The sequence below is a fragment of the Ancylobacter sp. GW821-FHT10E12 genome (genome assembly GCF_058809335.1).
In genome coordinates this window covers 1-26,790 of record NZ_JBXASN010000022.1, presented here as the reverse complement: position 1 = coordinate 26,790, position 26,790 = coordinate 1, and the positions used below count along the sequence as shown (strand labels likewise).

The following is a 26,790-nucleotide window of genomic DNA, read 5'->3' as shown; positions in this document are numbered from 1 at the left end:
ACCTTTCGCCACCGAAAGCCGCCGATTGCCGCGGCGACTATAAAATGCCTCCGGCGCGATCATCGGCAACGATGCCGTCCGCATCATGGTCGCGGGACTCGCCGTCGAACTCGCCCCGAGGGTGCGCGCCAACGCGGTGGCGCCGACTTGGACCCTGACACCGCTGCAGCGAAACATGCCAACCGCCGACGTTGAGGCTACGGCTGGACATTAGGCGTGGCACGGGTGCCATGGTGCATCTCACCAGCCAGGCCGCGACCGTCGTTCATCGCACGCAGGGCGAGCCGACTCGTCTGTCGACCTCGATCACGATCGCCGACGGGGCCCTCTTGGCGCTGACGAACGGCCCGTTCATTCTGTTCCCGTAAGCCGGCTGGATAGAGAGCGGCGGGTCGGTTCCAATGGCGACATGGCGAAACTGTTGGCTGTCCAGACTCTGACGGAGAAGCGTGCCGAGATCCTCGCGCGGATCAGGACCTACGAGGCTCAGATTGCGCAGGTTTGCCGTTCTGGCGCATGTGAAAGCGACTGTGCACTGCGCCGGAACGGCAAACCTGCGCGCGGCAGAAGAGATAAGACGCGTGACGGCAAGGACGTTCAGCGCAATCACCGCCTCCATCTTGTCGCTGTCGGGAGCCAGGAAGGCTCCCGCAGCGGGCATTTGCGATGACGGCGCTGTTCGTTGTAACCATGCCGACCGCTTGATTTCCGGAAGAGACGCGGCATGGACCGATTCACCGGCGGCTGCCTGTGCGGCAATGTCCGAATTACAGCGTCGGGACTCCCATACCGGGTCGGCCTTTGTCACTGTCTCGATTGCCGCAAGCATCATGGGGCCCTTTTTCACGCTTCCGCGGTGTTCCCTCAGGATGCGGTGACGATCGAGGGCGAAACACGCGACTACGCCGGGCGGTTTTTCTGTCCCCGCTGCGGCTCGTCCGTTTTCGCACGCACCGCAGACGAAATCGAAGTGAACCTGGGATCGCTGGATGCCCCGGACCAGCTGATGCCAACCTACGAAAGCTGGATCATCCGTCGCGAGTCCTGGTTGCCGCCGTTTCCGCTCGCGAGACGATACGATCGCGATCGTGACGCCACGAGCCGCTTTGAGGAATAGGTCGCACGAACGGTGCGAAGGCGCCGCGACGGGGTGACCGAGCTGTGTGGCTTGATGGGTCCCCCATCCCGCATCATAGGCGCCTCGGCTTCGGGCGCTTTCGGATCAAACGGCCGTTTGGGAGGTCACGCCGGCGCGTCACTCCGGGAGACCGGCCTTGCGATAGCCTTCAACGAAATGCTCGAGCGTCGCAGCGTCGCGGAACGGCTCCGTCGTGGCCCAGTGGCGAGTCGAGAAATGCGGGCTGCCGACGAGGAACAGTTCGACCTCTGCGCGCGCCTCGTCGAGCCGGCCCAGTTGGGCAAGGCTTGCCGCCAGGAAACGGCGCGAGCTCGTGCGATAGGTCTCGTCCCGGTGCAGCGTCTCGACAGCGGCCTCATATTCGCCGGCCGCATATTGCGCCTGGCCGAGCGTCAGATAGTACCAGCTTGCCGGATAAGGGTTCAGCCGGAACGCCTTGGCGATATGCTCAAGGCCCTCCTCGACCCGCCCGGCCAGGACCGCGATGTCGGACAATGTCGCCCAGGTGTCGGCCTCGTTGGGGTCGAGCTCGATCGCCCTGGCGAATTCCGCATCCGCCTCGGCGAAGCTGCGCTCATAGGCAAGCAGGTTGGCCAGAACCCAGCGGCAGCCAGCATCGTTGGGATCGATCGCGACAGCTTTGCGCGCCAGTTCCAAGGCAATATTCCGGTTAGGTTCAATGGGTTCGCCCCAATGCACCCATCCCATCCAGTGGTTCATGGCAAGCCAGCGATAGGCCTCGGCATATCCCGGATCGAGGATGACCGCGCGCGTGAGCATCAGATGCGCTTCCCGCGCCGTCTGCGGCGAATCGTCGATCAGCTTGCGCGCCCGCACGCAGAGATCGTAGGCCTCGATATTCTTGGGCCGATTGCGCGGCGGCGATGCGCGCAGCCGGCCAAGCAGCGCCTCCACGATCTTGGCCGTCACTTCGTCCTGAACGGCGAAGATATCTTCCAGGCTGCGATCGAAGCGTTCCGCCCACAGATGATCGCTGCTCGCCGCGTCGACCAGCTTTGCGTTGATGCGCACCCGCCCGGCGGCGCGTCTTGCGCTACCCTCCAGCAGGTAGCGCACGCCAAGGTCCCGTGCGATCTCGCGTACGTCCATCGCCTTGCCCTTGTAGGCAAAGGCCGAGCTGCGGGCGATGACGAACAGGCCGGAAATCCTGGACAGGTCGGTGATCAGGTCTTCGGTCAACCCATCCGCGAAGGATTCCTGCTCGGGATCGTTGCCGACATTGACGAAGGGCAGCACGGCTATCGATGGCTTGTCGGGCAGCGGCAAAGGTTTTCGCTTGGCGCCACCGAGCTGTTCGATAGCCCCCGTGAAGCGGTAGCCGACGCGCGGAACCGTGGAGATCCATTCACCGCCGTCGGCGGCCGGACCCAGCAGCTTCCGCAGCTGCGCGATCTGGACGGTGAGGTTGCCTTCCTCGATGGCCGTGTCCGGCCACGCCGCATCCATCAGCTCGGCCTTGCCCAGGATTTCACCGGGCTGTCCGACGAGCGCCGCAAGCAGTTTCAGCCCGCGATAGCTGACGGCAACAGGGACGTTGTTCCGAAGGAGCGTTCCCGCACCTGAATCAAGCACGAACGGACCAAAGGCAAAGCGCGATCCCTGCATGCGGCACATCTATAGCCCGTTTGGAAGTTTTTGGAACTATTTGGGAGCGCTTAATTACGACGCTGCTCGTCTCCTACAGAATTCAGCCTCTTCCGGGTCGAGGGTCGCCGGATCCTCAAACCAGATGGAGGTTGCTGTGAACGATACTCCAACCCTCGCGTCAGACCTGCATCAACCAGCATGGCCGGGAACGCCCGTGGGGCCGGCGGAAGGGTCGCGTCGCCGCTACAGCCTGGCGACCCTGCGAAGCATTGTTGCGACCTGGCGCTGGCGGATACGCTTTCGCTGGGAGCTTGAGCAGAAATCGAAGGCCAATCCCCAGTTGATCGACGATATCGGTCTGACGAGACGACAAGTCGAGGCAGAGATCGCCAAGCCCTTCTGGCGGCGATAAGGCGAATGCGGCAAAGACACCGGGTCGCAGCGCCTTGCGCGGGAAGTCGCGATGATGACGCGTCGGGACGGCGCTCGCCGGCTGGCGTTCAGCCCGACTGCAGCACCCGCCAGGCCGCCACGAAATCCTCGGCACGCGCACCGATCTCGGCAACGGACATGCCGGGCTGGAAAAGCGCGGAGCCGAGGCCGAAGCCGGCGGCGCCGGCCTCGCGGTAGGGCCGCATGCTCGCCGGGGCGATGCCGCCCACCGGCAGGAGCCGGACGGATTTGGGCAGGATCGAACGGAGCGCCTTGACGACCGGCGGCGTCAGCAGCTCGGCCGGGAACAGCTTCAGCGCGTCGGCACCGGCCGCGAGCGCGGCGAAGGCTTCGGTCGCCGTCGCCACGCCGGGAACGCAGACGAGGCCGTGCGCCTTGGCCGCGGCGATGACGGCGGTGTCGGCATGCGGCATCACCGCCAGCTCGGCGCCGAGACCGGCGAGAATGTCGACCTCGGCCGGCGCGGTGACGGTGCCGGCGCCCACCAGCGTATCCTCCGGCAGGGCGGCCCGGATGCGCGTGATGCTCTCGAACGGATCGGGCGAGTTGAGCGGCACTTCCACCAGGCGAAAGCCCGCGGCGTGCAGGCGCTCCGCAACGGGCACCGCCTCGCCGGGCGTCAGCCCGCGCAGGATGGCGACGAGCGGCAGGGAAGCGAAAGCCACCTCGAAGCGGCCGGCATGGAGATCAGACACGGACGTTCTCCGCAATCAATTCGGGGATGAGGCCGGCGACACGCCGGTCTCGATGAAGGTCTGGCCGGCGGCGACCAAGGAGCCGCCGAGGGAGATCGGCGCCAGCACGGCCGCGCAACCGGCCGGCGCGTTGCAGGTCACGGCATCCATCCCAAATCCCTCGATATCGCGGCGGCGGCGGCGCGCACGACGGGGCCGAGCGCCACCATGCGCGCCTCCGGCATATGCGGGACGGCACTGGCAATGCTGAGGCCGGCGACGACGGCGCCGATGACATCGTGCACCGGCGCGGCGACGCAGCGGATGCCGAGTTCGTTCTCTTCAAAATCGTAGACCCAGCCGCGCACGGCCGCCTCGGCAAGGCGCGGCTGATAATCGTGCCAGGCAAGCGGCCGAGCGTCGCGGGAAACGCGGACGACACCGTCATCGTAGAGGCCCCGCCAGTTTTCCGGCTCGACGCCGAGCATCATCGCCTTCCCGAGGCCGGTCAGCGCCAGAGGCATGCGCTCGCCCACGCGCGAGCGCATTTCGAGGCCGCGGGTTCCGGGAACCTTGTCGAGATAGATCACGTCCGCACCTTGGGCGCAGCCGAAATGCACCGTATCGCCGGTATCGCGGGCAAGTTGCTCCAGATGCGGACGGGCAAGGGCGACGATCGGACGCTGCTCAAGCGCGCGGGCGCCGAGGCGGATCAGCTTCGGGCCGAGCGAATAGCCCCGATAGGGAACATGATGCAGATAGCCGGCCGCAACCAGGCTGCCGAGCATGCGGTGCGTGGTCGAGCGTTCCGTCCCGAGATGGGCCGCGATGCCTCTTACGTCGGCGATGCCGTCAGCCACGCATTCGAGCAACGCCAGGCCGCGCAACAGCGTCTGCGTGCCGACGGCCTTGGCCGGGGCGGCCATTCCCTGGGATGCGACCTTCTCGGGGACGCTGATGGCGGACACCCATGCCTTCGTTGATCGTCCGAACCGTAGGCTCACCGCCCAGATGCGTCAAATAATTCACATTCGTTCATATAGTGCGACATTCTGGCAAAAGACCTACCGTCGAAAGCGGCCGGCGCGAAAGCCGGGATCCATCCGGTCCATGGCGGCCACCGATCGGCAACCCGGCTGGATGGATCCCGCGTCTCTCGCTTCGCTCCGCCCTGAAACGCCGGGCGTTAACGCCAGTTGTCGATCAGGATGTCGTTCGGATAGGCCGCACCTCTGCCGGTCTCGAGCAGCGACTTCAGGCTCATCAGAAACACGCCCCACTTGGTGCTGCAATGGTGCATGAACTCCACCGGCTCCTTCCAGTCCTGGTGCTTGAAAAGCAGGATGGTGAAGTCGCCATCCTGCTTGAGCTCGAAGCTCACCTTGGTGCCGATCCATTCCTCGGGGCCGTCGACCACCTGCCAGAGCACGCCCCTGGCGGGATCCAGCTCGAGAACCTTCATGTCGAAACCGCCATGGGCTCCGAAGCGGAACCTCACCGTTTCGCCGACCTTGTTCTCCCCTGTCGTATCGTTCGTCCACCAGCCGGAGAGACCTTCGATCGTGGTCAATGCCTTGTAGGCATCGTTGGGGGACGACGTTTTAATTCCGACTCTGTGTAAGATGTCCGGCATTTGCGATTTCTCCTTATGGCTCAGCGTTCCGGGCGATCGCCAGATGGCTCGGGTCTTCGACGCATCTTCCGTCGTCGCGCCACCTGGTATCGTTGACCCTGAGCCACGTTAGGACCGGGCATCGAATGGCGAGAGTTACAAGTGTGACGGGATTCCGATGGACTCGCTGATCACCGCCGCGGCGCGTGCGCTCGCGGCGGGCGATCCCCTCGGCGCCCTGAAACGGGTCGCCCTGCGCGACGACGCGCCGGCGCTCGCGCTCAGAGGCATCGCGATGGCGCAGCTCGGCGATCTCGTCCGGGCGAAGGCCCTCCTGCGAAGCGCCGCTCGTGCCTTTCGTCCGAAAGAGGTGGTGGCGCGTGCGAGATGTGTCGTCGCCGAGGCCGAGATCGCGCTCGTCTCGCGCGACCTCGGCTGGCCGGCGAAGGCGCTCGATGCGGCGCGGGCGACGCTCGAAGCGCATGGCGACCGGATAAATGCCGCGCATGCCCGCAATCTCGAAGTCCGGCGCCTGCTCCTGATCGGCCGTCTCGACGAGGCCGAGCGCAGGCTCGCCGAGACCGACCCCGCAGCGCTCCCGCCCGCGTCGAGGACCGCCCACGAACTGGCGGTCGCGGGAATCGCGATCCGGCGCCTGCAGACGAAGGCGGCGCGAGCGGCACTCGCCCGGGCCGGGCATGCCGCGCGCGAGGCGGATATTCCCGCGCTGACGGCGGAGGTCGAAAACGCAGCCCTGGTGATGGACACGACCGCGGCGCGCCGAATCGCCGGCGGGGAGGAGCGCCCGCTCCGGCTCGAGGATGTCGAAGCGCTGCTGGCCTCGGGCGCGCTCGTCGTGGATGCGTGCCGCCATGTCGTGCGGGAGGGCGGCACGGCGGTCTCGCTGGCGACGCGCCCGGTCCTGTTCGCGCTTGCCCGCGCGCTGGGCGAAGCCTGGCCGGGGGACGTGCCGAGAAGCACGCTCGTCGCCTGCGCCTTCCGGGCGAAGCGCACCGATGAATCGCATCGTGCACGGTTGCGCGTCGAGATCGGGCGGCTTCGCGCGGAGCTTGGCACGCTGGCGGAGGTGAGCGCGACCAAGCGGGGCTTCGCGCTGGCGCCGCGTCGCGCAGGCGAGGTCGTCCTGCTGGCACCGCCCGTCGACGAGCCGTATGCCGCGGTGCTCGCCCTCCTCGCCGACGGCGAGTCGTGGTCGAGCTCGGCCCTGTCGATCGCGCTCGGATCCAGTCCTCGCACCGTGCAGCGGGCGCTCGACCAGCTTGCGGCGGCGGGCAAGGTCCAGTCGTTCGGGCGCGGGCGGGCGCGACGCTGGACGACCCCGACCGTGCCGGGATTCCCGACAGCTTTGTTACTCCCCGGCCCGCTGCCCGGCGACTAGGATCGCAGCATGAAAAGTTCAGCAGCCGAAATCCTTCGTGAATATGGACCCTTTCCGGGGATCGACCAGGTGCATGGCGTCACCTTTGACGGCGAGCATGTGTGGTTTGCGTCCGGCGGCAAGCTCAACGCCCTCGATCCCGCGAGCGGGAAGACGGTGCGCTCGATCGACGTCGCCGCGCATGCGGGAACGGCCTTCGACGGCCGGCACCTGTTTCAGATCGCCGAGGATCGCATCCAGAAGATCGACCCGAAGACCGGTGAAGTGCTCGCCACGATTCCGGCGCCCGGCGCCGGCGGCGACTCGGGCCTCGCCTGGGCCGAAGGGACGCTCTGGGTGGGAGAATATCGCGCCCGGAAGATCCACCAGATCGACCCCCGGACCGGGGCGATTCTTCGCACCATCGAGTGCAACCGCGTCGTTACCGGCGTCACCTGGATCGACGGCGAGCTCTGGCACGGCACCTGGGACGGCGACGAAAGCGATGTGAGGCGGATCGATCCTCAAACGGGCGAGGCCCTGGAGAGTATCGAGATGCCCGCCGGAACCGGGGTGTCAGGACTCGAATCCGATGGCGGCGATCGGTTCTTCTGCGGAGGCGGAAAGAGCGGCAAGGTGCGAGCCATCCGTCGGCCCGGGCGAAGCGCCCGATAGGCAACGGTTCCGATAGGCAACAGCCCTTCAATTCGCCGACGCCGTGATCCAGTCCGCTATGGGCCGGATGCGGCGGATGATGAGGGCATTGTCCGGCGCGATCAGGCACAGGGGCGACGCCTCCAGAAAGGTCGTGTCGAAGGGCGCGACCAGCCGGCCATCGTCGAGCAGGGGCTGTATCAGGCTGCGGTGGCCGATCAGCACCCCGGCCCCCGATACCGCTGCGTCGACCGCGATGCTGTAGAGCGAGAAGGTCGACCCGCGGCGCGGGTTCACCCCCCGCACCCCGGCATGGGCGAGCCAGCGCGCCCAATCATCGCGCCAGCGGGCATCGTGCAGAAGCGTCGCGCCCGCGAGCGCGCCGGGCGGCAGCGGATCATCAAGCAGCGAACCGTCGAGCAATCCCGGCGCACAGACCGGCAGCAGCGTCTCGGTGGCGACCACCTCCGAGAGGCAGCCCGCCGCCGCCCGGTCGGCGAAGAACAGCCCGAAGTCGAACAGCTCGCGGGTAAAATCCGGCGGCTCCTCCATGGCGACCACCGAGACCTCGATGCCCGGAAATGCCTGCCGCAGCGCCGCAAGGCGCGGCGACAGCCAGAGCTGGGCGATGGAGGGCAGCGCGGCAATCTGGATCTGCTCGGGCCGGCCGGTGGCGCGCAGCGCCTGCACCGCATGCCCCAGGGCGTCGAACGCATCGGTGAACAGCGGCAGCACGAGCCCGGCATCCACCGTCGCGCGCAGCCCGTGCGCCTGACGGTGGAACAGCGGCCTTCCCACCCAGGCCTCCAGGCTGCGCACCTGCTGGGCGATCGCCGCCGGCGTCACCCGCAATTCCGCAGCCGCGGCGACGAAGCTTTCATGGCGCGCAGCAGCCTCGAAGGCCCGGAGCGCGTTGAGGGAGGGAAATCCGGGTCGCGGCGGAGCGAGCGCCATTTTCAGGCCTAGATAATCTTGTGCTGGACCGCAGGATAAGTCGTTTGCGCGGCGCGGGCAAAGCTTCCATTGAATCCTCTCCCGCAGCCGGAGCCCCGCGATGTCCACCCTGCATGAAGGCTATTTCACCGAAGGTCTCGACGCCGATCCGCTTCTCGCGGCCGCCATCCGCGGCGAGCTCGCCCGTCAGCAGGACGGCATCGAGCTGATCGCCTCGGAGAACATCGTCTCCCGCCTCGTGCTGGAGGCGCAGGGCTCGGTACTGACCAACAAGACCGTCGAGGGCTTCGCCTATGCCCGCTATTATGGCGGCGCGGAATTCGCCGACGCCATCGAGGCGCTCGCCATCGAGCGGGTGACGGAACTGTTCGGCTGCCGCTTCGCCAACGTGCAGGCGCATTCCGGCTCCAACGCCAATGCCGGCGTGTTCCTCGGCCTGCTCAAGCTCGGCGACACCATCCTGTCGATGAACACTGCGGCCGGCGGCCATATCAGCCACGGCCATCCGGCGACGCTGACCGGCCGCGACTACAACATCGTGCGCTATGGCGTGAGCGCCGTCACCGAGCGCATCGAGCTCGACGAGTTGGGCGCCCTCGCCCGCGAGCACCGGCCGAAGCTGATCGTCGCCGGCGGCTCGGCCTATGCGCGCACCATCGACTTCGCCGGCATGCGCGCCATTGCCGACGAGGTCGGGGCGCTGCTGATGGTCGACATGGCGCATTTCGCCGGGCTGGTGGCGACCGGGCTGTATCCGAACCCGTTCCCCCACGCCCATGTCGTCACCTCCACCACCTACAAGTCGCTGCGCGGCGCGCGCGGCGGGCTGGTGCTGTGGGACGACGAGGCGCTGAGCGACAGGATCAACTACGGAATCTTCCCCGGCGTGCAGGGCTCGGTGATGATGCACATCGTCGCCGGCAAGGCCGCCTGCTTCGGCGAGGCGCTGCGGCCGGAATTCAAGGCCTATAACCGGGCGGTGCTCGACAATGCCCGCACCCTTGCCGCGACATTGGCGGCGGCGGACATCCGGCTGGTGGCCGGTGGCACCGATTGCGGCCTGATGCTGGTCGACCTCGCCACTCTCGGCATTACCGGAGACGTGGCGGCCAAAGCGCTGGAAAAAGCCGGCCTTGCCGTGAACAAGAACCAGATCCCCTTCGACACCCGCCCGCCGGAGGCGCCCTCGGGCCTGCGGCTCTCCAGCAATGCCGGCACCGCGCGCGGCTTCGGCACCGCGGAGTTCGCAGCCATCGGCCAGTGGATCGCCCGCATCGTGAAGGCGCCGCATGACGCCGCGCTGCTGGCCACGGTCAAGGGCGAGGTCGAGGCGCTGTGCCGGCGCTTCCCGATCTATCCGGCAGGCTGAGGCGCTGCCGACCTCACAGCCTCGCGCGCGTCGTGCGCGGGGTGGCGAGCAGCAGGCTGGTCTCCGAGGCGGTGATGCCCGGAATGAGGCGGATGCGGCGCAGCACGGCGTCGAGGTCGGTCAGGCTGTCGGTGCCCAGCTCGACCACCAGATCCCATTTGCCATTGGTGGTGTGGATCGCCGAAATCTCCGGGAAGCCGCCCAGCATGTCGACGATGCGATCGGCGGCGCGGCCCTCCACCTCGACCAGCATGATGCCGCGCACCGGCATGGCGATGGCGTCGGCGCGCAGGATCACCGTGTAGCCGACAATATCGCCCGAGCGTTCGAGCCGCTCCATGCGCGCGCGCACCGTCGCCCGCGACAGGCCGAGCTCGCCGGCCAGGTCGGAGACGCTGCGCCGCCCGTTGTGGCGCAGCAGGGTGAGCAGCTTGCGGTCCTGGTCGTCCATGCTGCCGATCCGTCGATTATGTCCGCCATATCGATAAGCCCTACTGTGCTTTTTGCCAATATTGCCTGTTCATTCTGCCGGTCGCCGACGCTAGCCTGACGGTATCGACATCGGGGAGGCGTGCGTGAAGACCTGCATTCTGCTGGGAGCACCTGTTCAGGAAGGCGCCGGGCGTCTGGGCTGCGACATGGGGCCGAGCGCGTTTCGCGCCGCCGACATCGCCGGCACGCTGCGCGATCTCGGCTATGCGGTGATCGATCGCGGCAATCTCGCGCCGGCCGCCGCGCCGGCGCTGAACCACGCCAACCCGGCCATCAAGCGGCTGCAGGAAGTGGTGGGCTGGACGCAGGCGCTGGCCGAGGCCGCCTACGAGGCGAGCGCGCAGGGCCTGCCGATCACGCTGGGCGGCGATCATTGCCTCGCCGCCGGCACGCTCTCCGGCCTCAGCCGCCGCGCGGCGGAGACCGGCCGGCCGCTCTTCGTACTGTGGCTCGACGCGCATCCCGACTTCCACACGCTCGACACCACGCAGAGCGGCAATCTCCACGGCGTGCCGATGGCCTACGCCACCGGCCGGCCCGGCTTCGAGGGCGTGTTCCCGTCCTTCCCGCATCCGCTCGATCCGCGCCACGTATGCATGATGGGCATCCGCAGCGTCGATCCGGCCGAGCGCACCGCGCTGGCTCTGAGCGGCGTCGCGGTGCACGACATGCGGGCCATCGACGAGCACGGCATCGCCGCGCTGCTCGGCGCGTTCCTGCGGCAGGTGGAAGCGGCCGACGGGCTGCTGCATGTCAGCCTCGACGTCGATTTCCTCGACCCCGACATCGCGCCCGGCGTCGGCACCACCGTGCCCGGCGGGGCGACCTTCCGCGAGGCGCATCTGGTGATGGAGATGCTGCACGACAGCGGCCTCGTCACCAGCCTCGACCTCGTCGAGCTGAACCCGTTCCTCGACGAGCGCGGGCGTACCGCGCGGCTGATGGTCGATCTGGTCGCCAGCCTGATGGGCCGGCGCGTGCTCGACCGCCCGACCCGGAGCCATTGAGCCATGACCGCCAAGCCGGGCCATACCAAGCTCAACGTCGTGCCCTTCGTTAGCGTCGACAACATGATGAAGCTGGTGCTCGCCATCGGCATCGAGCGCTTCCTCGTCGAGCTCGCCGGCTTCATCGAGGCCGATTTCCGCCGCTGGGAACTCTTCGACAAGACGCCGCGGGTGGCCGCGCACAGCCGGGAAGGCGTCATCGAGCTGATGCCCACCAGCGACGGGGCGCTCTACGGCTTCAAATATGTCAACGGCCACCCGATGAACACGCGGGACGGCCGCCAGACGGTGACCGCCTTCGGCGTGCTCGCCGATGTCGCCACCGGCTATCCGCTGCTGCTCACCGAGATGACCATCCTCACCGCGCTGCGCACCGCCGCCACCTCGGCACTGGTGGCGAAATACCTCGCGCCGAAGCCGGCACGCACCATGGCGCTGATCGGCAATGGCGCGCAGGCCGAGTTCCAGGCCGTGGCCTTCAAGGCGCTGCTCGGCGTCGACCGGCTGCGGCTCTACGACATCGACGGCGCCGCCAGCGTGAAATGCGCCCGCAACCTCGCCGGGTTCGGCTTCGACATCGACATCTGCGGATCGAGCCAGCAGGCGGTGACCGGCGCGCAGATCATCACCACCGTCACCGCCGACAAGCAGTTCGCCACCATCCTCACCGACAACATGGTCGGGCCGGGCATCCACATCAACGCCGTCGGCGGCGACTGCCCCGGCAAGACCGAGCTGCATGCCGACGTGCTGCGCCGCGCCGACATCTTCGTCGAATATCCGCCGCAGACCCGCATCGAGGGCGAGATCCAGCAGCTGCCCGCCGACCACCCGGTCACCGAGCTGTGGCAGGTGATCGCCGGCACGGCGCCGGGGCGGCGCGACGACCGGCAGATCACCCTGTTCGATTCGGTCGGCTTCGCCATCGAGGACTTCTCGGCGCTGCGCTATGTGCGCGAGCGGCTGGCCGGCACCGCCTTCTTCGACGAGCTCGACCTGCTGGCCGACCCCGACGAACCGCGCGACCTGTTCGGCATGCTGCTGCGGGCGAAAGTCGCGTAGTCGGCGCGATCCCGGCTGGACGCGACGCCCTAGGAACCCGGCCGAAGGCGCAGCACGCTCGACGTGGCCAGCAGCTCGGCCACCCAGTCGACGAAGACCCGCAACCGGCTGCTCAGGTGGCGGTTGGGCGAATAGACGACATGCAGCACGATCGGCTCGGAATGCCATTCGGGCAGCACGCGCACCAGCCGGCCCGCTTCGAGATGCGGCGCGATCAGCGAATGAATGCCCTGGGCGATGCCGAGCCCGGTCAGGCAGGCGGCGAGATAGGCGGTGGAATCGTTCACCGCCAGCACATAGGGCAGGTCGAATTCGTAGCTCTCCCCGCCGCGCACCACGTCGAAGCCCATGCGGCGCCCGGTGCGCGGGCTGAAATAGGCGATGGCGCGGTGGCCGGTCTCGAGGTCGCGGGGATGGAGCGGCACGCCGTGGCGTTCGAGGTAGCCGGGCGTCGCGCACATGACGAGGCTCACCTCGCCGACGCGCCGCGCGATCACGCTCGGATCCTGCAGGTCGCCGCCGCGTATGGCGCAGTCGATATTCTCCGCCAGCAGATCGGCCGGCCGGTCCGACACGCCGAGATCGAGCTGGATGTCCGGGTAGCGGGCATGAAACGCCGGCAAGGCCGGGATCAACACATGCAGCGCCAGGACCGTGCCGACATCGACCCGCAGCCGTCCCGCCGGATTGGCCTGCGAGCGGGTCATCGAGCCGTCGAGCTCGTCGAGGTCCGAGAGCAGCGCCACCGCCCGCTCGTAATAGGCCGCGCCGTCCGGCGTCACGCCGACCCGGCGCGTGGTGCGGTTGAGCAGCCTCGTACGCAGATGCGTCTCCAGCTGCTGTACCAGCTTGGTGACGGTCGGCTTCGGCGTCTCCAGCAGGTCGGCGGCGCGGGTGAAGCTGCCGGCCTCCACCACCCGAACGAAGGCACGCATCGCGGCGATCTGGTCCATGGCGCCTCCGGGATTATTTCCATGTGTGAATAATCAAATCCATTTTCACCTATTTTTTCGCGACTGGCACGCGCCTAGATTTCGCTGCATCGCAATATGGTGAAACCGGGTGGCATGGCATCACCCGCGCCTCGAAGGTGGCTCCCATGTCGGCAGACGAGACGGAAGACAGGCTGGATCTGGACGGGACGCTGCTGCCCGTCCGCGTCTACCGTCCGTCCACGCCGCTGCGGGCCACGTCGATCGTGCTGCACCTGCATGGCGGGACGTTCACCTGCGGCGACCTCGATTGCAGCCGGCATCTGTGCCGGGCGCTGGCGGATGCCGGCGCGGTGGTGGTCTCGGCAGACTATCCGCTCGCCCCGGAACACCCCTTCCCCGCCGCCCTCAACATCTCCTACGCCGCGCTCGATCTGCTCTACCGGCAGCGCGCGAAATGGGCGGGGCGCGGGGCGCGGCTGTTCGTGGCGGGCGAGGAAGCCGGCGCCAACATTGCCGCCGCGCTGACGCTGATGGCGCGCGACCAGCACCGCCCACCGGTCGCCGGGCAGATCCTCATCTCGCCCATGCTCGACCCCAGCCTGGCGTCGAAATCGGTCCGAGCGGCCGAGGGCGGGCCGGTCGGCTGCCGATGGGCGGATGGCTGGCACGACTATCTCGGGTCGGCCGACAAGGCCGCCCACCCCTATGCCGCGCCCCTGGGCTCGCGCCGGTTGGGCGATCTCGCACCGGCGCTGATCATCACCTCGGACGACTGTCCGATGCATGACGAGACGCTGGCCTATTCCCGCCGCCTCGAAGCCTGCGGCGTCGCCGTGCAAGCCCATGTGCTCGCCGGCCCGACCGACTGGCTCGAAGGCGTCGATCTTGCATTTGCCAGCTCGCCGCCCTGGGCGACGGAGCTGGCGCGCCTGTTCACCGCGTTTTTGGCGGAACGTTCCGCCCCCCTTCTTCGCACCGTTCAGGCCTGAGGGCCCGGAGACCGCTCATGAGCAACGATATCGCTCGCACCGATGCCGCCGGCAACGACGGACATCTCGCCGCAACCACCGCATCCCCCGCCCGTGCTCGGCGGAACGCCGGCCTTGCCGCCACCGCCGCCCTTCTGCTGGCCGGCGCGGCGGGCCTGTTCGCCTGGCCGAGCGACGCCGTGCGCGCCGCCGATCCCGCTCCCGCCGCCCAGGCGGCGCCGGGCACCCCGGTGTCGGTCGCGGTGCTGAAGACCCGCGAGACCATGAAATGGGACGGCTTCTCCGGCCGCCTCCAGGCGGTGGAGCGGGTCGATGTCCGTCCGCGTGTCGCCGGCGCGGTGAAGGCGGTGCATTTCCGCGAGGGCGCGCTGGTCAAGGAGGGCGACCTCCTGGTCACGATCGATCCCGAGCCCTTCGTCGCCACGCTGAACCATTCCGAAGCGCTGCGCGAGGCCGCCGTGGCACAGGTCGAGTACGCCAAGAACGAACTCGATCGCGGCAAGCAGCTGGTCGACAACAGGGTCGTCTCGGTTCGCGACCTCGATCAGCGCACCAACACCTCCCGCGCCGCCGAAGCCAATCTCCGCGCGGCCGAGGCCGCGGTGCAGACCGCCAAGCTCGACCTCAACTATACCGAGGTCCGCGCGCCGGTGGACGGGCGCATCGGCCGGATCAACGTGACGGTCGGCAACCTCGTGGTCGCCGGCCCCACCTCGCCGGTGCTCACCACGCTGGTGTCGGTCGATCCGATCTATGTCGGCTTCGATGCCGACGAGGACGCGGTCAGCCAGGCGCTCGCCTCGATCGGCAGCGGCGACGTGCTCGGCCAGATCGACCGCATCCCGGTGGAGATCACCACCGCCACCACCGGCGGCCAGCCGGTGCGCGGCCATCTCCAGCTGGTCGACAATCAGGTCGATGCGGCGACCGGCACGTTCCGCCTGCGCGCGGTGTTCGACAACCCGGACGGACGCCTTGTTCCCGGCCAGTTCGCCCGCGTGAAGATGGGCCGCGCCAAGACCGAGCCCGAGCTGGTGATCAACGAGCGCGCCATCGGCACCGACCAGGACAAGAAATTCGTCTTCGTGGTCGATGCCGACAGCAAGGCCGCCTATCGCGAGGTCAAGCTGGGCGCGCCGACCGAAGGGCTGCGCGTCGTCGCCAGCGGGCTGAAGGAAGGCGAGCGCGTCGTCGTCAACGGCCTGCAGCGGGTGCGCCCCGGCGCGCTGCTCGCACCTGAAATCGTTCCCATGGAAACCGCCTCCGCCGTGAAGGCCGCGGATTCCGCCACCGCCGTCGCCGCACGCTGAGGCGCTGAGCCTCGCTTTTGCCGGCCTCCTGGGGGGAGGACACCATGAATCTGTCCAAATTCTTCATCGACCGGCCGATCTTCGCCGGCGTGCTGTCGGTGCTCATCTTCGTCGTCGGCCTTCTGGCCCTGCGCGTCATGCCGATCTCGGAATATCCCGAGGTGGTGCCACCGCAGGTCATCGTGCGCGCGCAATATCCCGGCGCCAGCCCGAAGGTCATCGCCGCCACCGTCGCCACACCCATCGAGGAGCAGATCAACGGCGTCGAGGACATGCTCTACATGTCCAGCCAGGCGACGACGGACGGCGTGATGACGCTCACCGTCACCTTCAAGCTCGGCACCGACCCGGACAAGGCGACGCAGCTGGTGCAGAACCGGGTCGGGCAGGCCGAGCCGCGCCTGCCGGAGGAAGTCCGCAGCCTCGGCGTCACCACGGCGAAGAGCTCGCCGAACTTCATCATGGTGGTGCATCTCCTCTCGCCGAACGACCGCTACGACATCACCTATCTCCGCAATTACGGCGTGCTGAACGTCAAGGACCGGCTGGCGCGCATTCCCGGCGTCGGCCAGATCGACCTTTTCGGCGCCGGCGACTACTCGATGCGGGTCTGGCTCGACCCGCAGAAGATCGCCGAGCACGGCCTCTCGGCCGGCGACGTGGTCAACGAGATCCGCGCCCAGAACATCCAGGCCGCCGCCGGCACGGTCGGCGCCTCGCCGTCGGCGCCCGGCGTCGACCTCCAGCTCTCCATCAACGCCCAGGGGCGGCTGGAGAACGAGGAGGAGTTCGGCGACATCGTGGTGAAGACCGGCGCCGACGGCCAGGTGGTGCGCCTGCGCGACATCGCCCGCACCGAGCTCGGCGCCGCCGACTACGCGCTGCGCTCGCTGCTCGACAACAAGCCGGCGGTCGGCATCGGCGTCTTCCAGGCGCCCGGCTCCAACGCGCTGGAGATCGCCCAGAACGTCCGCGCGACCATGGAGGAGGTCAAGAAGACGATGCCGGACGGCGTCGACTACGCCATCGTCTACGACACCACCCGCTTCGTCGACGCCTCGATCGAGGCGGTGGTGCACACGCTGTTCGAGGCGGTGCTGCTGGTCGTCATCGTCGTCGTGGTGTTCCTGCAGACCTGGCGCGCCTCCATCATTCCGCTGCTGGCGGTCCCGGTCTCCATCGTCGGCACCTTCGCGGTGATGTATATCGCCGGCTTCTCGATCAACGCGCTCAGCCTGTTCGGCCTCGTGCTCGCCATCGGCATCGTCGTCGACGACGCCATCGTGGTGGTGGAGAATGTCGAGCGCAACATCGAGGAAGGCCTGTCGCCGCGCGAGGCCTCCTACAAGGCCATGTCGGAAGTCTCCGGCCCGATCATCGCCATCGCGCTGGTGCTGGTCGCGGTCTTCGTGCCGCTCGCCTTCATCACCGGGCTCAGCGGCCAGTTCTACCGCCAGTTCGCGCTCACCGTCGCCATCTCCACCGTCATCTCGGCGGTGAACTCGCTCACCCTGTCGCCGGCCCTCGCCGCCCTGCTGCTGAAGGGCCACCACGCGCCGCCGGACCCGCTGCAACGGGTGATCAACGCGCTGTTCGGCTGGTTCTTCCGCGGCTTCAACTGGGTGTTCTCGCGCGGGGCCAACGGCTATTCGCGCGGCGTGCGCGGCACCCTCACCCGCAAGAGCGTGGTGATGGTGTTCTACGCCGCCATGCTGGGCGCCACCTGGTGGCTGTTCCAGGCGGTGCCGGGCGGCTTCGTGCCGGCGCAGGACAAGCAGTATCTGGTCGGCTTCGCCCAGCTGCCCGACGGCGCCACGCTGGACCGCACCGAGGACGTCATCCGCCGCATGAGCGAGATCACCCTCGCCGAGCCGGGCGTGGAAAGCGCCGTCGCCTTCCCCGGCCTGTCCATCGCCGGCTTCTCCAACTCCTCCAATGCCGGCATCGTGTTCTCGGTGCTGAAGCCCTTCGAGGAGCGTAAGGACCCCTCGCTCAGCGCCGGCGCCATCGCCATGTCGCTGAACCAGAAATACGGGGTGATCAAGGACGCGTTCATCGCCATGTTCCCGCCGCCGCCGGTGCAGGGCCTCGGCGTGGTCGGCGGCTTCAAGCTGCAGATCGAGGACCGGGCGGGACGCGGCTACGAGGCGCTGAACGACGTCACCAACGCCTTCATGGCCAAGGCCATGGCGGCGCCGGAGCTGGTCGGCCAGTTCACCACCTACCAGATCAACGTCCCGCAGATCTTCGCCGATGTCGACCGCACCAAGGCGCGCCAGCTCGGCGTGCCGATCCAGTCGGTGTTCGAGACGCTGCAGGTCTATCTCGGCTCGCTCTATGTCAACGACTTCAACAAGTTCGGCCGCACCTACTCGGTCCGTGTCCAGGCCGACGCGCCTTATCGCGCCCGTCCCGAGGATATCGGCAAGCTGAAGGTGCGCTCGAACAGCGGCGAGATGATCCCGCTCGCCGCCGTGCTGAAGGTGGAGACCACCGCCGGGCCGGAACGCGCCATGCGCTATAACGGCTTCCTCACCGCCGACATCAACGCCTCGCCGGCTCCGGGCTTCTCCTCGGGGCAGGCGCAGGACGCCGCGAAGCGCATCGCCGCGGAGGTGCTGCCGCCGGGCTTCGACTATGAATGGACCGACCTCACCTATCAGGAAATCCTCGCCGGCAATTCGGCGGTGCTGGTGTTCCCGCTCGCCCTGCTGCTGGTGTTCCTGGTGCTGGCCGCCCAGTACGAGAGCCTGACGCTGCCGATCGCGATCATCATGATCGTGCCGATGGGCCTGCTCGCCGCCCTGTTCGGCGTCTGGCTCGGCGGCGGCGACAACAACATCTTCACCCAGATCGGGCTGGTGGTGCTGGTGGGCCTGTCGGCGAAGAACGCGATCCTGATCGTCGAGTTCGCCCGCGAGCTCGAATTCGCCGGGCGCACGCCCGTCGAGGCGGCGATCGAGGCGAGCCGGCTGCGCTTGCGGCCGATCCTGATGACGTCCTTCGCCTTCATCATGGGCGTGCTGCCGCTGGTGCTCTCCACCGGCGCCGGCGCCGAGATGCGGCACGCCATGGGCGTCGCGGTGTTCGCCGGCATGATCGGCGTAACCTTCTTCGGGCTGTTCCTCACGCCCGTCTTCTATGTGCTGCTGCGCCGGCTCGCGGGCAACCGCGCGCTGCGCCAGCACGGCGAGGCCCATCCCGCCGCTCATCCGGCGGAATGAGCCCTCGCGGCCGGTTGGAAAGAAAAGGCCCGCGTGCCGGTTGCCCCCTCGGCGTCCGGGTTTCCGAGCTTTCCAACCGGCCCCTCATCGGCAGCCGGACAGCCCTCAGTGGACCGGCCGCTCGTCCAGCCAGGGCGGGATGATGTTGAGGCGCCGCATGCGCCGATGCACCGTGGTGCGGTCGAGGCCGAGATCGCGCGCGGTGGCGGACACGTTCCATGCGCGCGCGGCCAGCGCGGCGATCAGCTGCTCGCGGCCGGTCACCGCCGCGGAACCGGCGGCGAGCGCGGAACCGCCGATCCTCCCGGCCGGGTCGTGGGCATCGGGCGCGATGCAGCGCAGGCGGTCGGGCAGGTCCTCCAGCCGGATCACCCAGCCATTGGCCACGGCGCTGGCATAGTCGAGGGCGTTGATCAGCTCGCGGATATTGCCGGGCCAGGAATAGGACGCGAACACCCGCAGCGCCTCGTCGGACAGCTCGAAGCGCTCCCCCGACGGGTGGATGCGCCCGGCCAGGAGCCGGTCGATCAGCCAGTCGAGATCCGTCCTCTGCCGCAGCGCCGGCAGGGTGAGCACGGCGCCGCTCAGCCGGAAATACAGATCCTCGCGGAAGCGCCCCGCCCGCACCTCGGCCACGAGGTCGCGATGGGTGGCGGCGATGACGCGGATATTCACCGGGATCGGCTTCGAGCGGCCGAGCGGCGTCACCTCGCGCTCGGCCAGCACCCGCAGCAGCCGCGTCTGCAGCGTCAGCGGCATGTCGCCGATCTCGTCGAGGAACAGCGTGCCGCCGTCCGCCTCGATGACCAGGCCCTTCTTGCCCTTGGCGGTGGCGCCGGTGAAGGCGCCGGGCTCGTAGCCGAACAATTCGCCCTCGATCAGCGTTTCCGGCAGCGCCGCGCAATTGACGGCGATGAACGGCTTGCCGGCGCGGCCGCTGGCGGCATGCACCGCCTTGGCCAGATGCTCCTTGCCGCAGCCGGTCTCGCCCGAGATCAGCAGGCTCATCTGGGTATTGACCAGCTTGGCCGCCCGCGCCGCCACGAGCTGCATGGTCGGGTCGTCGCGGAACAGCGCCTGCAGCGGCTTCGGCAGCGCCGGCGCGGCGGCTTCGGAGGCGCGGGCGCCGGGCCTTGCCGGCGGCGGCATGGTCTGGGCGAAGAGCGGCAGGTCGCTGACGGCGAGCCGGACCATGCGCTGCGTCGCCGGGCGGGAATGGGCGAAACGCGGCAGGTCGTCGACGGTGAGGTCGAAGAACTCCGACAGCGGCCGTCCGACCAGCGGCCGCCGGTCGCCCCGTCGCCCGCTTTCACGCCGCAGCAGTTCGCGGGCCATGGAATTGAAGCCGAGGATGCGTCCCGAGCCGTCCACCGCCAGCACGTGCGCCGGCTCGACATCGGCGAATTCCGGCGACGTGGCGAGCTTGATGATCCATTCGCGCCGGAACCGGTTGATGAGATTGGCGGTCTCGATCTTGTGCGTGAAGGATTTCACGCATTGCAGCGCCAGGAACTGGCTCTCCTTCGGTCCCGGCGAGCGCAGGGCCGAGATGTCCAGCACCGCGGCGAGGTCGCCGAACGGATCGAAGACCGGCGCCGCCGTGCAGGTCAGCGGGATATGCGTGGCATCGAAATGGTCGGTCTGGTGCACCACCAGCGCCTCGCCGGTGGCGATGCAGGTGCCGACCGCGCAGGTACCGGCATGCTGCTCGTTCCAGTCGGCACCGAGATAGAGCCCGGCGCGCATCAGGTTGTTGTCGAAGGTGGGGTCGCCGATGAAGTCGACGGTGATGCCCTTGGCATCGGTGAGCAGCAGCACGTAGCCGAGCCCCGCCACCTGCCGGTACAGCGTCTCGACGCCGAAGCGGGCGGTGTGCAGGAACTCGTCCATCGCGTCCTTGTGCTCGCGCAGCCGCGCCTGCGTCAGGATGCGCGGATCGCGCAGCACCACCGGATCGAGATTGTGCTCGCTCACGCAGCGCCGCCAGGAATCCTGGATGATGGCGTCGCGTCGCGTCGCATGGCCGTTCGCCGCCCGCACAAGCTCGTCGATGTGCGCGGCCTGATCGTGTCGCATGGGCATCCTCCCGGAAGCCGGTCTTATTTTTGAGCGGAGTGTCACCCTGTTCGCCGGTTCCCGCAAGCACCGCGTCCGCGAGTACCGCGCGGGACGGGGCCTTCCTCTGCGTCAGACGGGCGCCACAACTGTTGCGCCGCCCGCCACACCTGCGGCGCCCACGCCGCAGGTCGCCGGCGCGGGTGGCGGATGACCCGATCAACGGGATCAACGACTTAGCTGGAAAATGCGACTTGGCCCGCGGCTTGCGCAGGAGAGGGCAACAATAAGCCGCCCAAAACAAACCGCCCAAGAACAAGCCGCCAAAAACAGAGCTGCCCGGGGAGGGGTGCCTGCATGTCGCCGAAGGTCGGCATTATCGCCAATCCGATTTCGGCGCGGGACATACGCCGCGTCGTCGCCAGCGCCAACAGCGTGCAGATCGCCGACCGCGCCAATATCGTGCTGCGGGCTCTGGCCGCCCTCGCCGCCTGCGGGGTGGAGGAGGTTCTGATGATGCCGGAACGCGGCGGCATCGGCGGCCATGTGCTGCGCGGCATGGAGCGCTCGCGCAGCCAGACCGGGGCGCCGGCCGGCGAGACGCGGTTTCCGCGCCTGCGCTTCCTCGACATGAAGGTGACCGGCACGGTGGAGGACACCCGCCTCGCTGCCCGCATGATGGCGGCGGCCGGCGACGTGGCGGCGATCATCGTGCTCGGCGGCGACGGCACCCACCGCGCGGTGGTCGGCGAATGCGGCGCGGTGCCCATCGCCGGCATCTCCACCGGCACCAACAATGCCTTTCCCGAGCATCGCGAGCCCACCATCACCGGGCTCGCCACCGGGCTGGCCGCCATGGGGCTGGTGCCGCCGCGCATCGCCTTCGCCGACAACAAGAAGCTGGAGGTCAGCCTCGACGGCGGCACGCCGGAGATCGCGCTGGTGGATGTCGCCATCGTCACCGACCGCTTCGTCGGCGCCCGCGCGCTGTGGCGCACCGAGACCTTCCGCGAGCTCTATGTCGCCTTCGCCGACCCGGAAGTGATCGGCATGGCCGCCATTGCCGGCCTCGTCGAGCCGGTGACCCGCGCCGAGCCCGGCGGCCTCGCCGTCATCCTCACCCCGGCCTCGTCGGCGCCGATGCGCGTGCGGGCGCCCATCGCCCCCGGCCTCGTCGAGGCCGTCGGCATCGAGAGCTGGCGCCGCATGCCGGCCGGCGCCGTGTTCCGCCCGGCGCTCGCCGCCGGATCCGTCGCCCTCGACGGCGAGCGCGAGCTGTTCTTCGACCCGCATCAGGAGGTGGCGATCACCCTCGTCGACCGCGCCTTCCGCACCGTCGATGTCGGGGCGGCGATGCGCTTTGCCGCCCGACGCGGCCTGCTGCTGAGCCGGGCGCTCGAACACGCCCACCCATAACGAGCCACCAAGGAGGAGCCGAACGCCATGACCAACAACCCCTTCCCCCTCTCCCGCGACGAACTGCTCGCCGCCTACCGCACTATGCGCACCATCCGCGAATTCGAGGAGCGGCTGCATGTGGAGTTCGCCAAGGGCGACATTCCCGGCTTCGTGCATCTCTATGCCGGCGAGGAGGCCTGCGCGGCCGGCATCATGATGCACCTCACCGACATCGACCGCATCGCCTCCACCCATCGCGGCCACGGCCACTGCATCGCCAAGGGCGTCGATGTCCACGAGATGATGGCGGAGATCTACGGCAAGGCGACCGGCGCCTGCCGCGGCAAGGGCGGCTCCATGCACATTGCCGACCTGTCCAAGGGCATGATGGGCGCCAACGGCATTCTCGGCGCCGGCGCGCCGCTGATCTGCGGCGCCGGGCTCGCCGCCAAGTTCCGCGGCGATGGCGGGGTCGGCATCACCTTCTTCGGCGACGGCGCCTCCAACCAGGGCACGGTGCTGGAAAGCATGAACCTCGCCGCCGTCTGGAACCTGCCGGTGATCTTCGTCGTCGAGAATAACGGCTACGCGGAAGCCACCTCGGTCGACTACGCCACCGCGGTGGATTCCTATGTCGACCGCGCCTCCGGCTTCGGCCTGCCGGGCGTCACCGTCGACGGCACCGATTTCTTCGCGGTGTACGAGGCCGCCGGCGAGATCATCCGCCGGGCGCGCGAGGGGGGTGGGCCGGCGCTGCTCGAATGCAAGACCATCCGCTTCTTCGGCCATTTCGAGGGCGACGCCCAGACCTACAAGGCCAAGGGCGAGAACGACTTCAACCGCGCCAATCGCGACTGCCTGAAGCTCTTCGCCAGCCGCGTCACCTCGGCCGGGGTGGTCGGCGAGGCGGAGATCGCGCTGGTCGACCGCGAGGTCGCCGCCCTCATCGACGAGGCGGTGGAGAGCGCCAAGGGCGCGCCGCTGCCCACCGCGCGCGAGCTGCTGACCGACGTCTACGTCGCCTACTGACCCATCAGAAAAAACCGGAGGAAACGACATGGCCCGCAAGATCAGCTTCAAACAGGCGATCAACGAGGCGCTGGACCTGGAGATGCGCCGCGACCCCACCGTCATCGTGCTCGGCGAGGATATCGTCGGCGGCTCCGGCGCGCCGGGCGAGATCGACGCCTGGGGCGGCGTGCTCGGCGTCACCAAGGGCCTGCACGCCAAGCATGGCGGCCGGCTGATCGACACGCCGCTGTCGGAAAGCGCCTATATCGGCGCCGCCATCGGCGCGGCCGCCTGCGGCATGCGCCCGGTGGCCGAGCTCATGTTCCTCGATTTCATGGGCGTGTGCTTCGACCAGATCCTCAACCAGGCCGCCAAGTTCAAGTACATGTTCGGCGGCAAGGCCAAGACCCCGGTGGTCATCCGCGCCATGGTCGGCGCCGGCTTCCGCGCCGCCGCCCAGCACTCGCAGATGCTCACCCCGATGTTCACCCACGTGCCGGGGCTGAAGGTGGTGTGCCCCTCCAACGCCTATGACGCCAAGGGCCTGCTGATCCAGTCGATCCGCGACGACGACCCGGTGATCTTCTGCGAGCACAAGAACCTCTACGGGCTCGAATGCGACGTGCCGGAAGAATCCTATGCCATCCCCTTCGGCGAGGCCAACATCGTTCGCGACGGCAAGGACGTGACCATCGTCAGCTACGGCCTGACCGTGCATCGCGCGCTCGACGCCGCCGAGAAGCTGGCCAAGAGCGGCGTGCAGGCGGAGGTGATCGACCTGCGCACCCTCTCGCCGATCGACTGGGACACGGTGATCGAGAGCGTCGAGAACACCGGCCGCCTTGTCGTGGTCGACGAGGCCAATCCGCGCTGCTCCATCGCCGCCGACGTCGCCGCCTATGTGGCGCAGCACGCCTTCGGGGCGCTGAAGGCCGCACCGCAGATGGTGACCGCCCCGCATACGCCGGTACCGTTCTCCCCGGTGCTGGAGGACCTCTACATCCCCTCGGCGGATGCCATCGCCGCCGCGGTCGCCAAGACCACCGCCCGCGCACTGGCCGCGTGAAGGAGCCTGTAATGAACGAACGCATCAAGCCGATCGTCATGCCGAAATGGGGCCTGTCGATGTCGGAGGGCAAGGTGACCGGCTGGCTCAAGCCAGCCGGCACCACGGTCGCGGTGGGCGACGAGATCGTCGAGGTCGAGACCGACAAGATCGCCGGCGTGGTGGAGGCCAACGAGGCCGGCGTGCTGCGCCGGGTGCTCGGCGCGCCGGACACGGTCTATCCGGTGAAGGCGCTGATCGGCGTCATCGCCGGGGACGACGTGCCGGACGCCGAGATCGACGCCTATGTCGCCGAATATGCCACCCAGGCGGCGGCGGAAGGCGAGGAGGAGGACGCCGGGCCGCGTTACGAATTCGTCGACACCCCGGCCGGGCGGCTGCGCTATGCCCGGCGCGGCGAAGGCGGGCGAACCATTCTCCTCGTGCACGGCTTCGGCGGCGATCTCGACAACTGGCTGTTCAACATCGACGCGCTGGCCGAGGCTGGCACCGTCTATGCGCTCGACCTGCCGGGGCACGGACAGTCCGACAAGGCGGTGAAGGACCCGAGCCTCAAGGGCCTGTCGGCGGCGCTGCTCGGCTTCATGGACGCGCTCGGCCTGGAGGCCGCGCATCTCGTCGGCCATTCCATGGGCGGGGCGATTGCTGCGCAAACGGCGCTCGATGCGCCGGGCCGCGTCGCGTCGGTCACGCTGATCGGCTCGGCGGGTCTCGGAGCGGAGATCAACGACGGCTACACCGACGGTTTCGTCGCCGCCTCCTCGCGGCGCGACCTGAAGCCGGTCCTGGAGCAGCTGTTCCACGACCCCGCGACCGTCACCCGCCAGTTGGTCGACGACCTGTTGAAATACAAGCGGCTGGACGGGGTCGACGAGGCCTTGCGCGCGCTCGCCGGCGCGCTGTTCGCCGGCGGCCGCCAGAGCGCAGTGCTCGCCGGGGCGCTGCAGGCGTCGAACGTGCCGATGCTGGTCATCTGGGGCGAGAGCGACCGGGTGATCCCCGCCGCGCATGCCGCGGCGCTCGGCGACAAGGCCAGGGCCGAAGTGATCGGCGAAGCCGGCCACATGGTGCAGATGGAAAAGGCCGGCCGCGTCAACGAGCTGGTGCTCGAGCACGTCAAGGCCTGAGGCGCCGCCCGATACCTGGACAATGAAGGTCGCCGCACGAACGGACGGCCAAGGAGGAATCATGCCCGATCTTAGGGATAAGAGCATCGTCATCACCGGCGCGGCCGGCGGCATCGGCGCCGCCATCGCCAGGGCGCTCGCCGCCGACGGTGCCCGCATCACGGTGGCCGACCTGTCGCAGGCCGCCGCCGACAAGGTGGCGGAGGACATTTGCGCCGCCGGCGGCACCGCCATCGCGGTGGCGGTCGACGTGCGCGAACGCAGCCAGATACGGGCGACGATCGACGCCGCGGTCGAGGCCTTCGGCCGGCTCGACGTCATCTTCAACAATGCCGGCGTCGCCCAGACCCGGCCGTTCCTCGACATCACCGAGGAGGACTGGCGCCTCGTCACCGACGTCAACGCGCTCGGCGTGCTGATCGGCATGCAGGAGGCGATCAAGACCTTCCGCCGGCAGGGCGGCGGCGGCAAGATCGTCAACACCGCCTCGATCGCCGCCAAGCAGGGCTACGAGCCGCTGGCCCATTACTGCGCCAGCAAATTCGCGGTGGCGGCGATGACGCAGGCCGCCGCCCGCGCCTTCGGCAAGGAGGGCATCACCGCCAATGCCTTCTGCCCCGGCGTGGTCGCCACCCCGATGTGGGACACGATCGACAGGGGGTTCCGCGACAGCGGCCTGACCCGCAGGGAAAACGAGGCTTTCGATACGTTCGCCGCCGGCGCGGTGCTCGGCCGCGCCTCGCGGCCGGACGATCTCGTCGGCGTCGCGCGTTTCCTTGCCTCGTCCGATTCCGATTTCATGACCGGCCAGTCGCTGATGGTCGATGGCGGCATGGTGTTCATCTGAGGGAGCGTGGAACATGGCATCGTCGGAAAACCTGCCGCAGCAGCTGAAAGAGATGAACCAGCGCTTCGGCGCCCTCGCCAAGGCGGCGCCGCAGACCATGGGCGCCTTCCGCTCGCTGATGACGGAGGCGTCCAGGGCCGGTACATTGCCGGCTAAGTTCAAGGAACTGGTCGCCGTCGCCATCGCCGTCCATCAGGGCTGCGGCGACTGCATCCTGTTCCACGTCGCCAATGCGAAGGGCCATGGTGCCGGCCGCGCGGAGCTCGCCGAGATACTGGCAGTGTCGATCGAAATGGGAGGCGGCCCCGCGGCCGTCTATGCCGGCCGGGCGCTGGAGGCGTTCGACGCCTCCGACACCGGCGTTTCGTGAGCGCCAGCTTGCTCGTCCCGGCGGCCCCGTCCGCCCCGCCCCATCCCATCCCGCGGC

26 protein-coding genes are annotated in these 26,790 nt (G+C 68.5%); 17 read left to right on the top strand and 9 right to left on the bottom strand.

Annotated elements, in window-relative coordinates; genetic code table 11:
- The first annotated feature begins 230 nt into the window (after nucleotides 1-230).
- The gene (locus AC1RU4_RS23400) at nucleotides 231-368 is read left to right on the top strand and encodes an urease accessory protein UreD (RefSeq protein ID WP_492893756.1); all 138 of its coding nucleotides are present in this window, start codon (nucleotides 231-233) and stop codon (nucleotides 366-368) included.
- Between the two features lie 356 nt (nucleotides 369-724).
- Entirely contained in the window at nucleotides 725-1,117 is a 393-nt protein-coding gene (locus AC1RU4_RS23395; protein WP_492893754.1) for a GFA family protein, read from the top strand.
- A gap of 138 nt (nucleotides 1,118-1,255) precedes the next feature.
- Here AC1RU4_RS23395 and AC1RU4_RS23390 read toward each other — a convergent pair whose 3' ends face one another.
- Nucleotides 1,256-2,764, bottom strand: a complete 1,509-nt coding sequence (locus AC1RU4_RS23390) for a winged helix-turn-helix domain-containing tetratricopeptide repeat protein (protein ID WP_492893752.1) — start codon at nucleotides 2,762-2,764, stop codon at nucleotides 1,256-1,258.
- A gap of 136 nt (nucleotides 2,765-2,900) precedes the next feature.
- Between AC1RU4_RS23390 and AC1RU4_RS23385 the strand changes: the two genes are divergently transcribed.
- On the top strand, nucleotides 2,901-3,158 hold the full coding sequence (locus AC1RU4_RS23385) for a DUF1127 domain-containing protein (RefSeq protein WP_492893750.1): 258 nt from the start codon (nucleotides 2,901-2,903) through the stop codon (nucleotides 3,156-3,158).
- An 88-nt stretch (nucleotides 3,159-3,246) separates the two neighbouring features.
- On the opposite strand, the gene AC1RU4_RS23380 is transcribed toward AC1RU4_RS23385, so the two are convergent.
- The 4 genes from AC1RU4_RS23380 to AC1RU4_RS23365 form a co-directional block, all read right to left on the bottom strand.
- Nucleotides 3,247-3,894: a 2-dehydro-3-deoxy-6-phosphogalactonate aldolase gene (locus tag AC1RU4_RS23380; protein WP_492893748.1), complete on the bottom strand. Its 648-nt coding sequence runs from the start codon at nucleotides 3,892-3,894 to the stop codon at nucleotides 3,247-3,249.
- Nucleotides 3,895-3,909: 15 nt separating this feature from the next.
- Nucleotides 3,910-4,044, bottom strand: a complete 135-nt coding sequence (locus tag AC1RU4_RS23375; RefSeq protein ID WP_492893746.1) for a hypothetical protein — start codon at nucleotides 4,042-4,044, stop codon at nucleotides 3,910-3,912.
- On the bottom strand, nucleotides 4,032-4,841 hold the full coding sequence (locus AC1RU4_RS23370; protein WP_492893744.1) for an IclR family transcriptional regulator: 810 nt from the start codon (nucleotides 4,839-4,841) through the stop codon (nucleotides 4,032-4,034). Before AC1RU4_RS23370 ends, AC1RU4_RS23375 begins: the two co-directional genes overlap by 13 nt.
- Before the next feature lie 218 nt (nucleotides 4,842-5,059).
- Nucleotides 5,060-5,506, bottom strand: coding sequence for an SRPBCC family protein (locus AC1RU4_RS23365; RefSeq protein ID WP_492893742.1), 447 nt, complete (start codon nucleotides 5,504-5,506; stop codon nucleotides 5,060-5,062).
- Nucleotides 5,507-5,663: 157 nt separating this feature from the next.
- On the opposite strand from AC1RU4_RS23365, the gene AC1RU4_RS23360 reads away from it, so the two are divergent.
- Nucleotides 5,664-6,884, top strand: coding sequence for a helix-turn-helix domain-containing protein (locus tag AC1RU4_RS23360; RefSeq protein ID WP_492893740.1), 1,221 nt, complete (start codon nucleotides 5,664-5,666; stop codon nucleotides 6,882-6,884).
- Nucleotides 6,885-6,893: 9 nt separating this feature from the next.
- Nucleotides 6,894-7,538, top strand: coding sequence for a Vgb family protein (locus AC1RU4_RS23355; protein ID WP_492893738.1), 645 nt, complete (start codon nucleotides 6,894-6,896; stop codon nucleotides 7,536-7,538).
- A 27-nt stretch (nucleotides 7,539-7,565) separates the two neighbouring features.
- Here the strand turns inward: AC1RU4_RS23355 and AC1RU4_RS23350 are convergent, their stop codons facing one another.
- Nucleotides 7,566-8,471, bottom strand: a complete 906-nt coding sequence (locus AC1RU4_RS23350; RefSeq protein ID WP_492893736.1) for a LysR substrate-binding domain-containing protein — start codon at nucleotides 8,469-8,471, stop codon at nucleotides 7,566-7,568.
- A 100-nt stretch (nucleotides 8,472-8,571) separates the two neighbouring features.
- On the opposite strand from AC1RU4_RS23350, the gene glyA reads away from it, so the two are divergent.
- Nucleotides 8,572-9,840 carry a serine hydroxymethyltransferase gene (gene glyA, locus AC1RU4_RS23345; protein ID WP_492893734.1) on the top strand — a complete coding sequence of 423 codons (1,269 nt, stop codon included), beginning with the start codon at nucleotides 8,572-8,574 and terminating at the stop codon, nucleotides 9,838-9,840.
- Between the two features lie 13 nt (nucleotides 9,841-9,853).
- Here glyA and AC1RU4_RS23340 read toward each other — a convergent pair whose 3' ends face one another.
- Nucleotides 9,854-10,291 carry an Lrp/AsnC family transcriptional regulator gene (locus AC1RU4_RS23340; protein ID WP_492893732.1) on the bottom strand — a complete coding sequence of 146 codons (438 nt, stop codon included), beginning with the start codon at nucleotides 10,289-10,291 and terminating at the stop codon, nucleotides 9,854-9,856.
- Nucleotides 10,292-10,415: 124 nt separating this feature from the next.
- On the opposite strand from AC1RU4_RS23340, the gene rocF reads away from it, so the two are divergent.
- Both rocF and ocd read left to right on the top strand, forming a co-directional pair.
- Entirely contained in the window at nucleotides 10,416-11,339 is a 924-nt protein-coding gene (gene rocF / locus AC1RU4_RS23335) for an arginase (protein ID WP_492893730.1), read from the top strand.
- Between the two features lie 3 nt (nucleotides 11,340-11,342).
- Complete coding sequence (gene ocd, locus AC1RU4_RS23330) at nucleotides 11,343-12,401, top strand: ornithine cyclodeaminase (protein ID WP_492893728.1); 1,059 nt, start codon at nucleotides 11,343-11,345, stop codon at nucleotides 12,399-12,401.
- A 29-nt stretch (nucleotides 12,402-12,430) separates the two neighbouring features.
- Here the strand turns inward: ocd and AC1RU4_RS23325 are convergent, their stop codons facing one another.
- Complete coding sequence (locus AC1RU4_RS23325) at nucleotides 12,431-13,354, bottom strand: LysR family transcriptional regulator (protein WP_492893726.1); 924 nt, start codon at nucleotides 13,352-13,354, stop codon at nucleotides 12,431-12,433.
- Between the two features lie 146 nt (nucleotides 13,355-13,500).
- Here AC1RU4_RS23325 and AC1RU4_RS23320 point away from each other — a divergent pair, with 146 nt between their 5' ends.
- Genes AC1RU4_RS23320 through AC1RU4_RS23310 form a run of 3 tightly spaced genes read left to right on the top strand, consistent with a single transcriptional unit; the run spans nucleotide 13,501 to nucleotide 18,859 of the window.
- Complete coding sequence (locus tag AC1RU4_RS23320; RefSeq protein WP_492893724.1) at nucleotides 13,501-14,325, top strand: alpha/beta hydrolase; 825 nt, start codon at nucleotides 13,501-13,503, stop codon at nucleotides 14,323-14,325.
- Between the two features lie 17 nt (nucleotides 14,326-14,342).
- Nucleotides 14,343-15,635 (top strand): efflux RND transporter periplasmic adaptor subunit, encoded by a 1,293-nt coding sequence (locus AC1RU4_RS23315; RefSeq protein ID WP_492893722.1) that lies wholly within the window; start codon nucleotides 14,343-14,345, stop codon nucleotides 15,633-15,635.
- Nucleotides 15,636-15,679: 44 nt separating this feature from the next.
- Nucleotides 15,680-18,859 (top strand): efflux RND transporter permease subunit, encoded by a 3,180-nt coding sequence (locus AC1RU4_RS23310; RefSeq protein ID WP_492893720.1) that lies wholly within the window; start codon nucleotides 15,680-15,682, stop codon nucleotides 18,857-18,859.
- Between the two features lie 105 nt (nucleotides 18,860-18,964).
- On the opposite strand, the gene AC1RU4_RS23305 is transcribed toward AC1RU4_RS23310, so the two are convergent.
- Entirely contained in the window at nucleotides 18,965-20,935 is a 1,971-nt protein-coding gene (locus tag AC1RU4_RS23305) for a sigma-54-dependent Fis family transcriptional regulator (RefSeq protein WP_492893718.1), read from the bottom strand.
- Nucleotides 20,936-21,271: 336 nt separating this feature from the next.
- Here AC1RU4_RS23305 and AC1RU4_RS23300 point away from each other — a divergent pair, with 336 nt between their 5' ends.
- The 6 genes from AC1RU4_RS23300 (at nucleotide 21,272) to AC1RU4_RS23275 (ending at nucleotide 26,733) form a co-directional block, all read left to right on the top strand.
- Nucleotides 21,272-22,330, top strand: coding sequence for an ATP-NAD kinase family protein (locus tag AC1RU4_RS23300; protein ID WP_492893716.1), 1,059 nt, complete (start codon nucleotides 21,272-21,274; stop codon nucleotides 22,328-22,330).
- Between the two features lie 27 nt (nucleotides 22,331-22,357).
- Nucleotides 22,358-23,341 (top strand): thiamine pyrophosphate-dependent dehydrogenase E1 component subunit alpha, encoded by a 984-nt coding sequence (locus AC1RU4_RS23295; RefSeq protein ID WP_492893714.1) that lies wholly within the window; start codon nucleotides 22,358-22,360, stop codon nucleotides 23,339-23,341.
- A gap of 28 nt (nucleotides 23,342-23,369) precedes the next feature.
- On the top strand, nucleotides 23,370-24,389 hold the full coding sequence (locus AC1RU4_RS23290) for an alpha-ketoacid dehydrogenase subunit beta (RefSeq protein WP_492893712.1): 1,020 nt from the start codon (nucleotides 23,370-23,372) through the stop codon (nucleotides 24,387-24,389).
- Nucleotides 24,390-24,400: 11 nt separating this feature from the next.
- A complete protein-coding gene (locus AC1RU4_RS23285) occupies nucleotides 24,401-25,516 on the top strand; it encodes an acetoin dehydrogenase dihydrolipoyllysine-residue acetyltransferase subunit (protein ID WP_492893710.1) in 1,116 nt (371 codons plus the stop codon).
- 61 nt (nucleotides 25,517-25,577) lie between these two features.
- On the top strand, nucleotides 25,578-26,363 hold the full coding sequence (locus AC1RU4_RS23280; protein ID WP_492893708.1) for a glucose 1-dehydrogenase: 786 nt from the start codon (nucleotides 25,578-25,580) through the stop codon (nucleotides 26,361-26,363).
- 13 nt (nucleotides 26,364-26,376) lie between these two features.
- The gene (locus AC1RU4_RS23275; RefSeq protein ID WP_492893706.1) at nucleotides 26,377-26,733 is read left to right on the top strand and encodes a carboxymuconolactone decarboxylase family protein; all 357 of its coding nucleotides are present in this window, start codon (nucleotides 26,377-26,379) and stop codon (nucleotides 26,731-26,733) included.
- The last annotated feature ends 57 nt before the right edge of the window (nucleotides 26,734-26,790 follow it).

Bases quoted from the DNA above. Each gene is read 5' to 3' on its own strand.
- AC1RU4_RS23340 (WP_492893732.1), bottom strand. From the start codon at position 10,291: ATGGACGACCAGGACCGCAAGCTGCTCACCCTGCTGCGCCACAACGGG.
- AC1RU4_RS23350 (WP_492893736.1), bottom strand. From the start codon at position 8,471: ATGGCGCTCGCTCCGCCGCGACCCGGATTTCCCTCCCTCAACGCGCTC.
- AC1RU4_RS23395 (WP_492893754.1), top strand. From the start codon at position 725: ATGGACCGATTCACCGGCGGCTGCCTGTGCGGCAATGTCCGAATTACA.
- AC1RU4_RS23355 (WP_492893738.1), top strand. From the start codon at position 6,894: ATGAAAAGTTCAGCAGCCGAAATCCTTCGTGAATATGGACCCTTTCCG.
- AC1RU4_RS23290 (WP_492893712.1), top strand. From the start codon at position 23,370: ATGGCCCGCAAGATCAGCTTCAAACAGGCGATCAACGAGGCGCTGGAC.
- AC1RU4_RS23300 (WP_492893716.1), top strand. From the start codon at position 21,272: ATGTCGCCGAAGGTCGGCATTATCGCCAATCCGATTTCGGCGCGGGAC.
- AC1RU4_RS23375 (WP_492893746.1), bottom strand. From the start codon at position 4,044: ATGGATGCCGTGACCTGCAACGCGCCGGCCGGTTGCGCGGCCGTGCTG.
- AC1RU4_RS23275 (WP_492893706.1), top strand. From the start codon at position 26,377: ATGGCATCGTCGGAAAACCTGCCGCAGCAGCTGAAAGAGATGAACCAG.
- glyA (WP_492893734.1), top strand. From the start codon at position 8,572: ATGTCCACCCTGCATGAAGGCTATTTCACCGAAGGTCTCGACGCCGAT.
- AC1RU4_RS23315 (WP_492893722.1), top strand. From the start codon at position 14,343: ATGAGCAACGATATCGCTCGCACCGATGCCGCCGGCAACGACGGACAT.
- ocd (WP_492893728.1), top strand. From the start codon at position 11,343: ATGACCGCCAAGCCGGGCCATACCAAGCTCAACGTCGTGCCCTTCGTT.
- AC1RU4_RS23365 (WP_492893742.1), bottom strand. From the start codon at position 5,506: ATGCCGGACATCTTACACAGAGTCGGAATTAAAACGTCGTCCCCCAAC.
- AC1RU4_RS23280 (WP_492893708.1), top strand. From the start codon at position 25,578: ATGCCCGATCTTAGGGATAAGAGCATCGTCATCACCGGCGCGGCCGGC.
- AC1RU4_RS23285 (WP_492893710.1), top strand. From the start codon at position 24,401: ATGAACGAACGCATCAAGCCGATCGTCATGCCGAAATGGGGCCTGTCG.
- AC1RU4_RS23320 (WP_492893724.1), top strand. From the start codon at position 13,501: ATGTCGGCAGACGAGACGGAAGACAGGCTGGATCTGGACGGGACGCTG.
- AC1RU4_RS23305 (WP_492893718.1), bottom strand. From the start codon at position 20,935: ATGCGACACGATCAGGCCGCGCACATCGACGAGCTTGTGCGGGCGGCG.
- AC1RU4_RS23390 (WP_492893752.1), bottom strand. From the start codon at position 2,764: ATGCAGGGATCGCGCTTTGCCTTTGGTCCGTTCGTGCTTGATTCAGGT.
- AC1RU4_RS23325 (WP_492893726.1), bottom strand. From the start codon at position 13,354: ATGGACCAGATCGCCGCGATGCGTGCCTTCGTTCGGGTGGTGGAGGCC.
- AC1RU4_RS23310 (WP_492893720.1), top strand. From the start codon at position 15,680: ATGAATCTGTCCAAATTCTTCATCGACCGGCCGATCTTCGCCGGCGTG.
- AC1RU4_RS23360 (WP_492893740.1), top strand. From the start codon at position 5,664: ATGGACTCGCTGATCACCGCCGCGGCGCGTGCGCTCGCGGCGGGCGAT.
- AC1RU4_RS23400 (WP_492893756.1), top strand. From the start codon at position 231: ATGGTGCATCTCACCAGCCAGGCCGCGACCGTCGTTCATCGCACGCAG.
- AC1RU4_RS23295 (WP_492893714.1), top strand. From the start codon at position 22,358: ATGACCAACAACCCCTTCCCCCTCTCCCGCGACGAACTGCTCGCCGCC.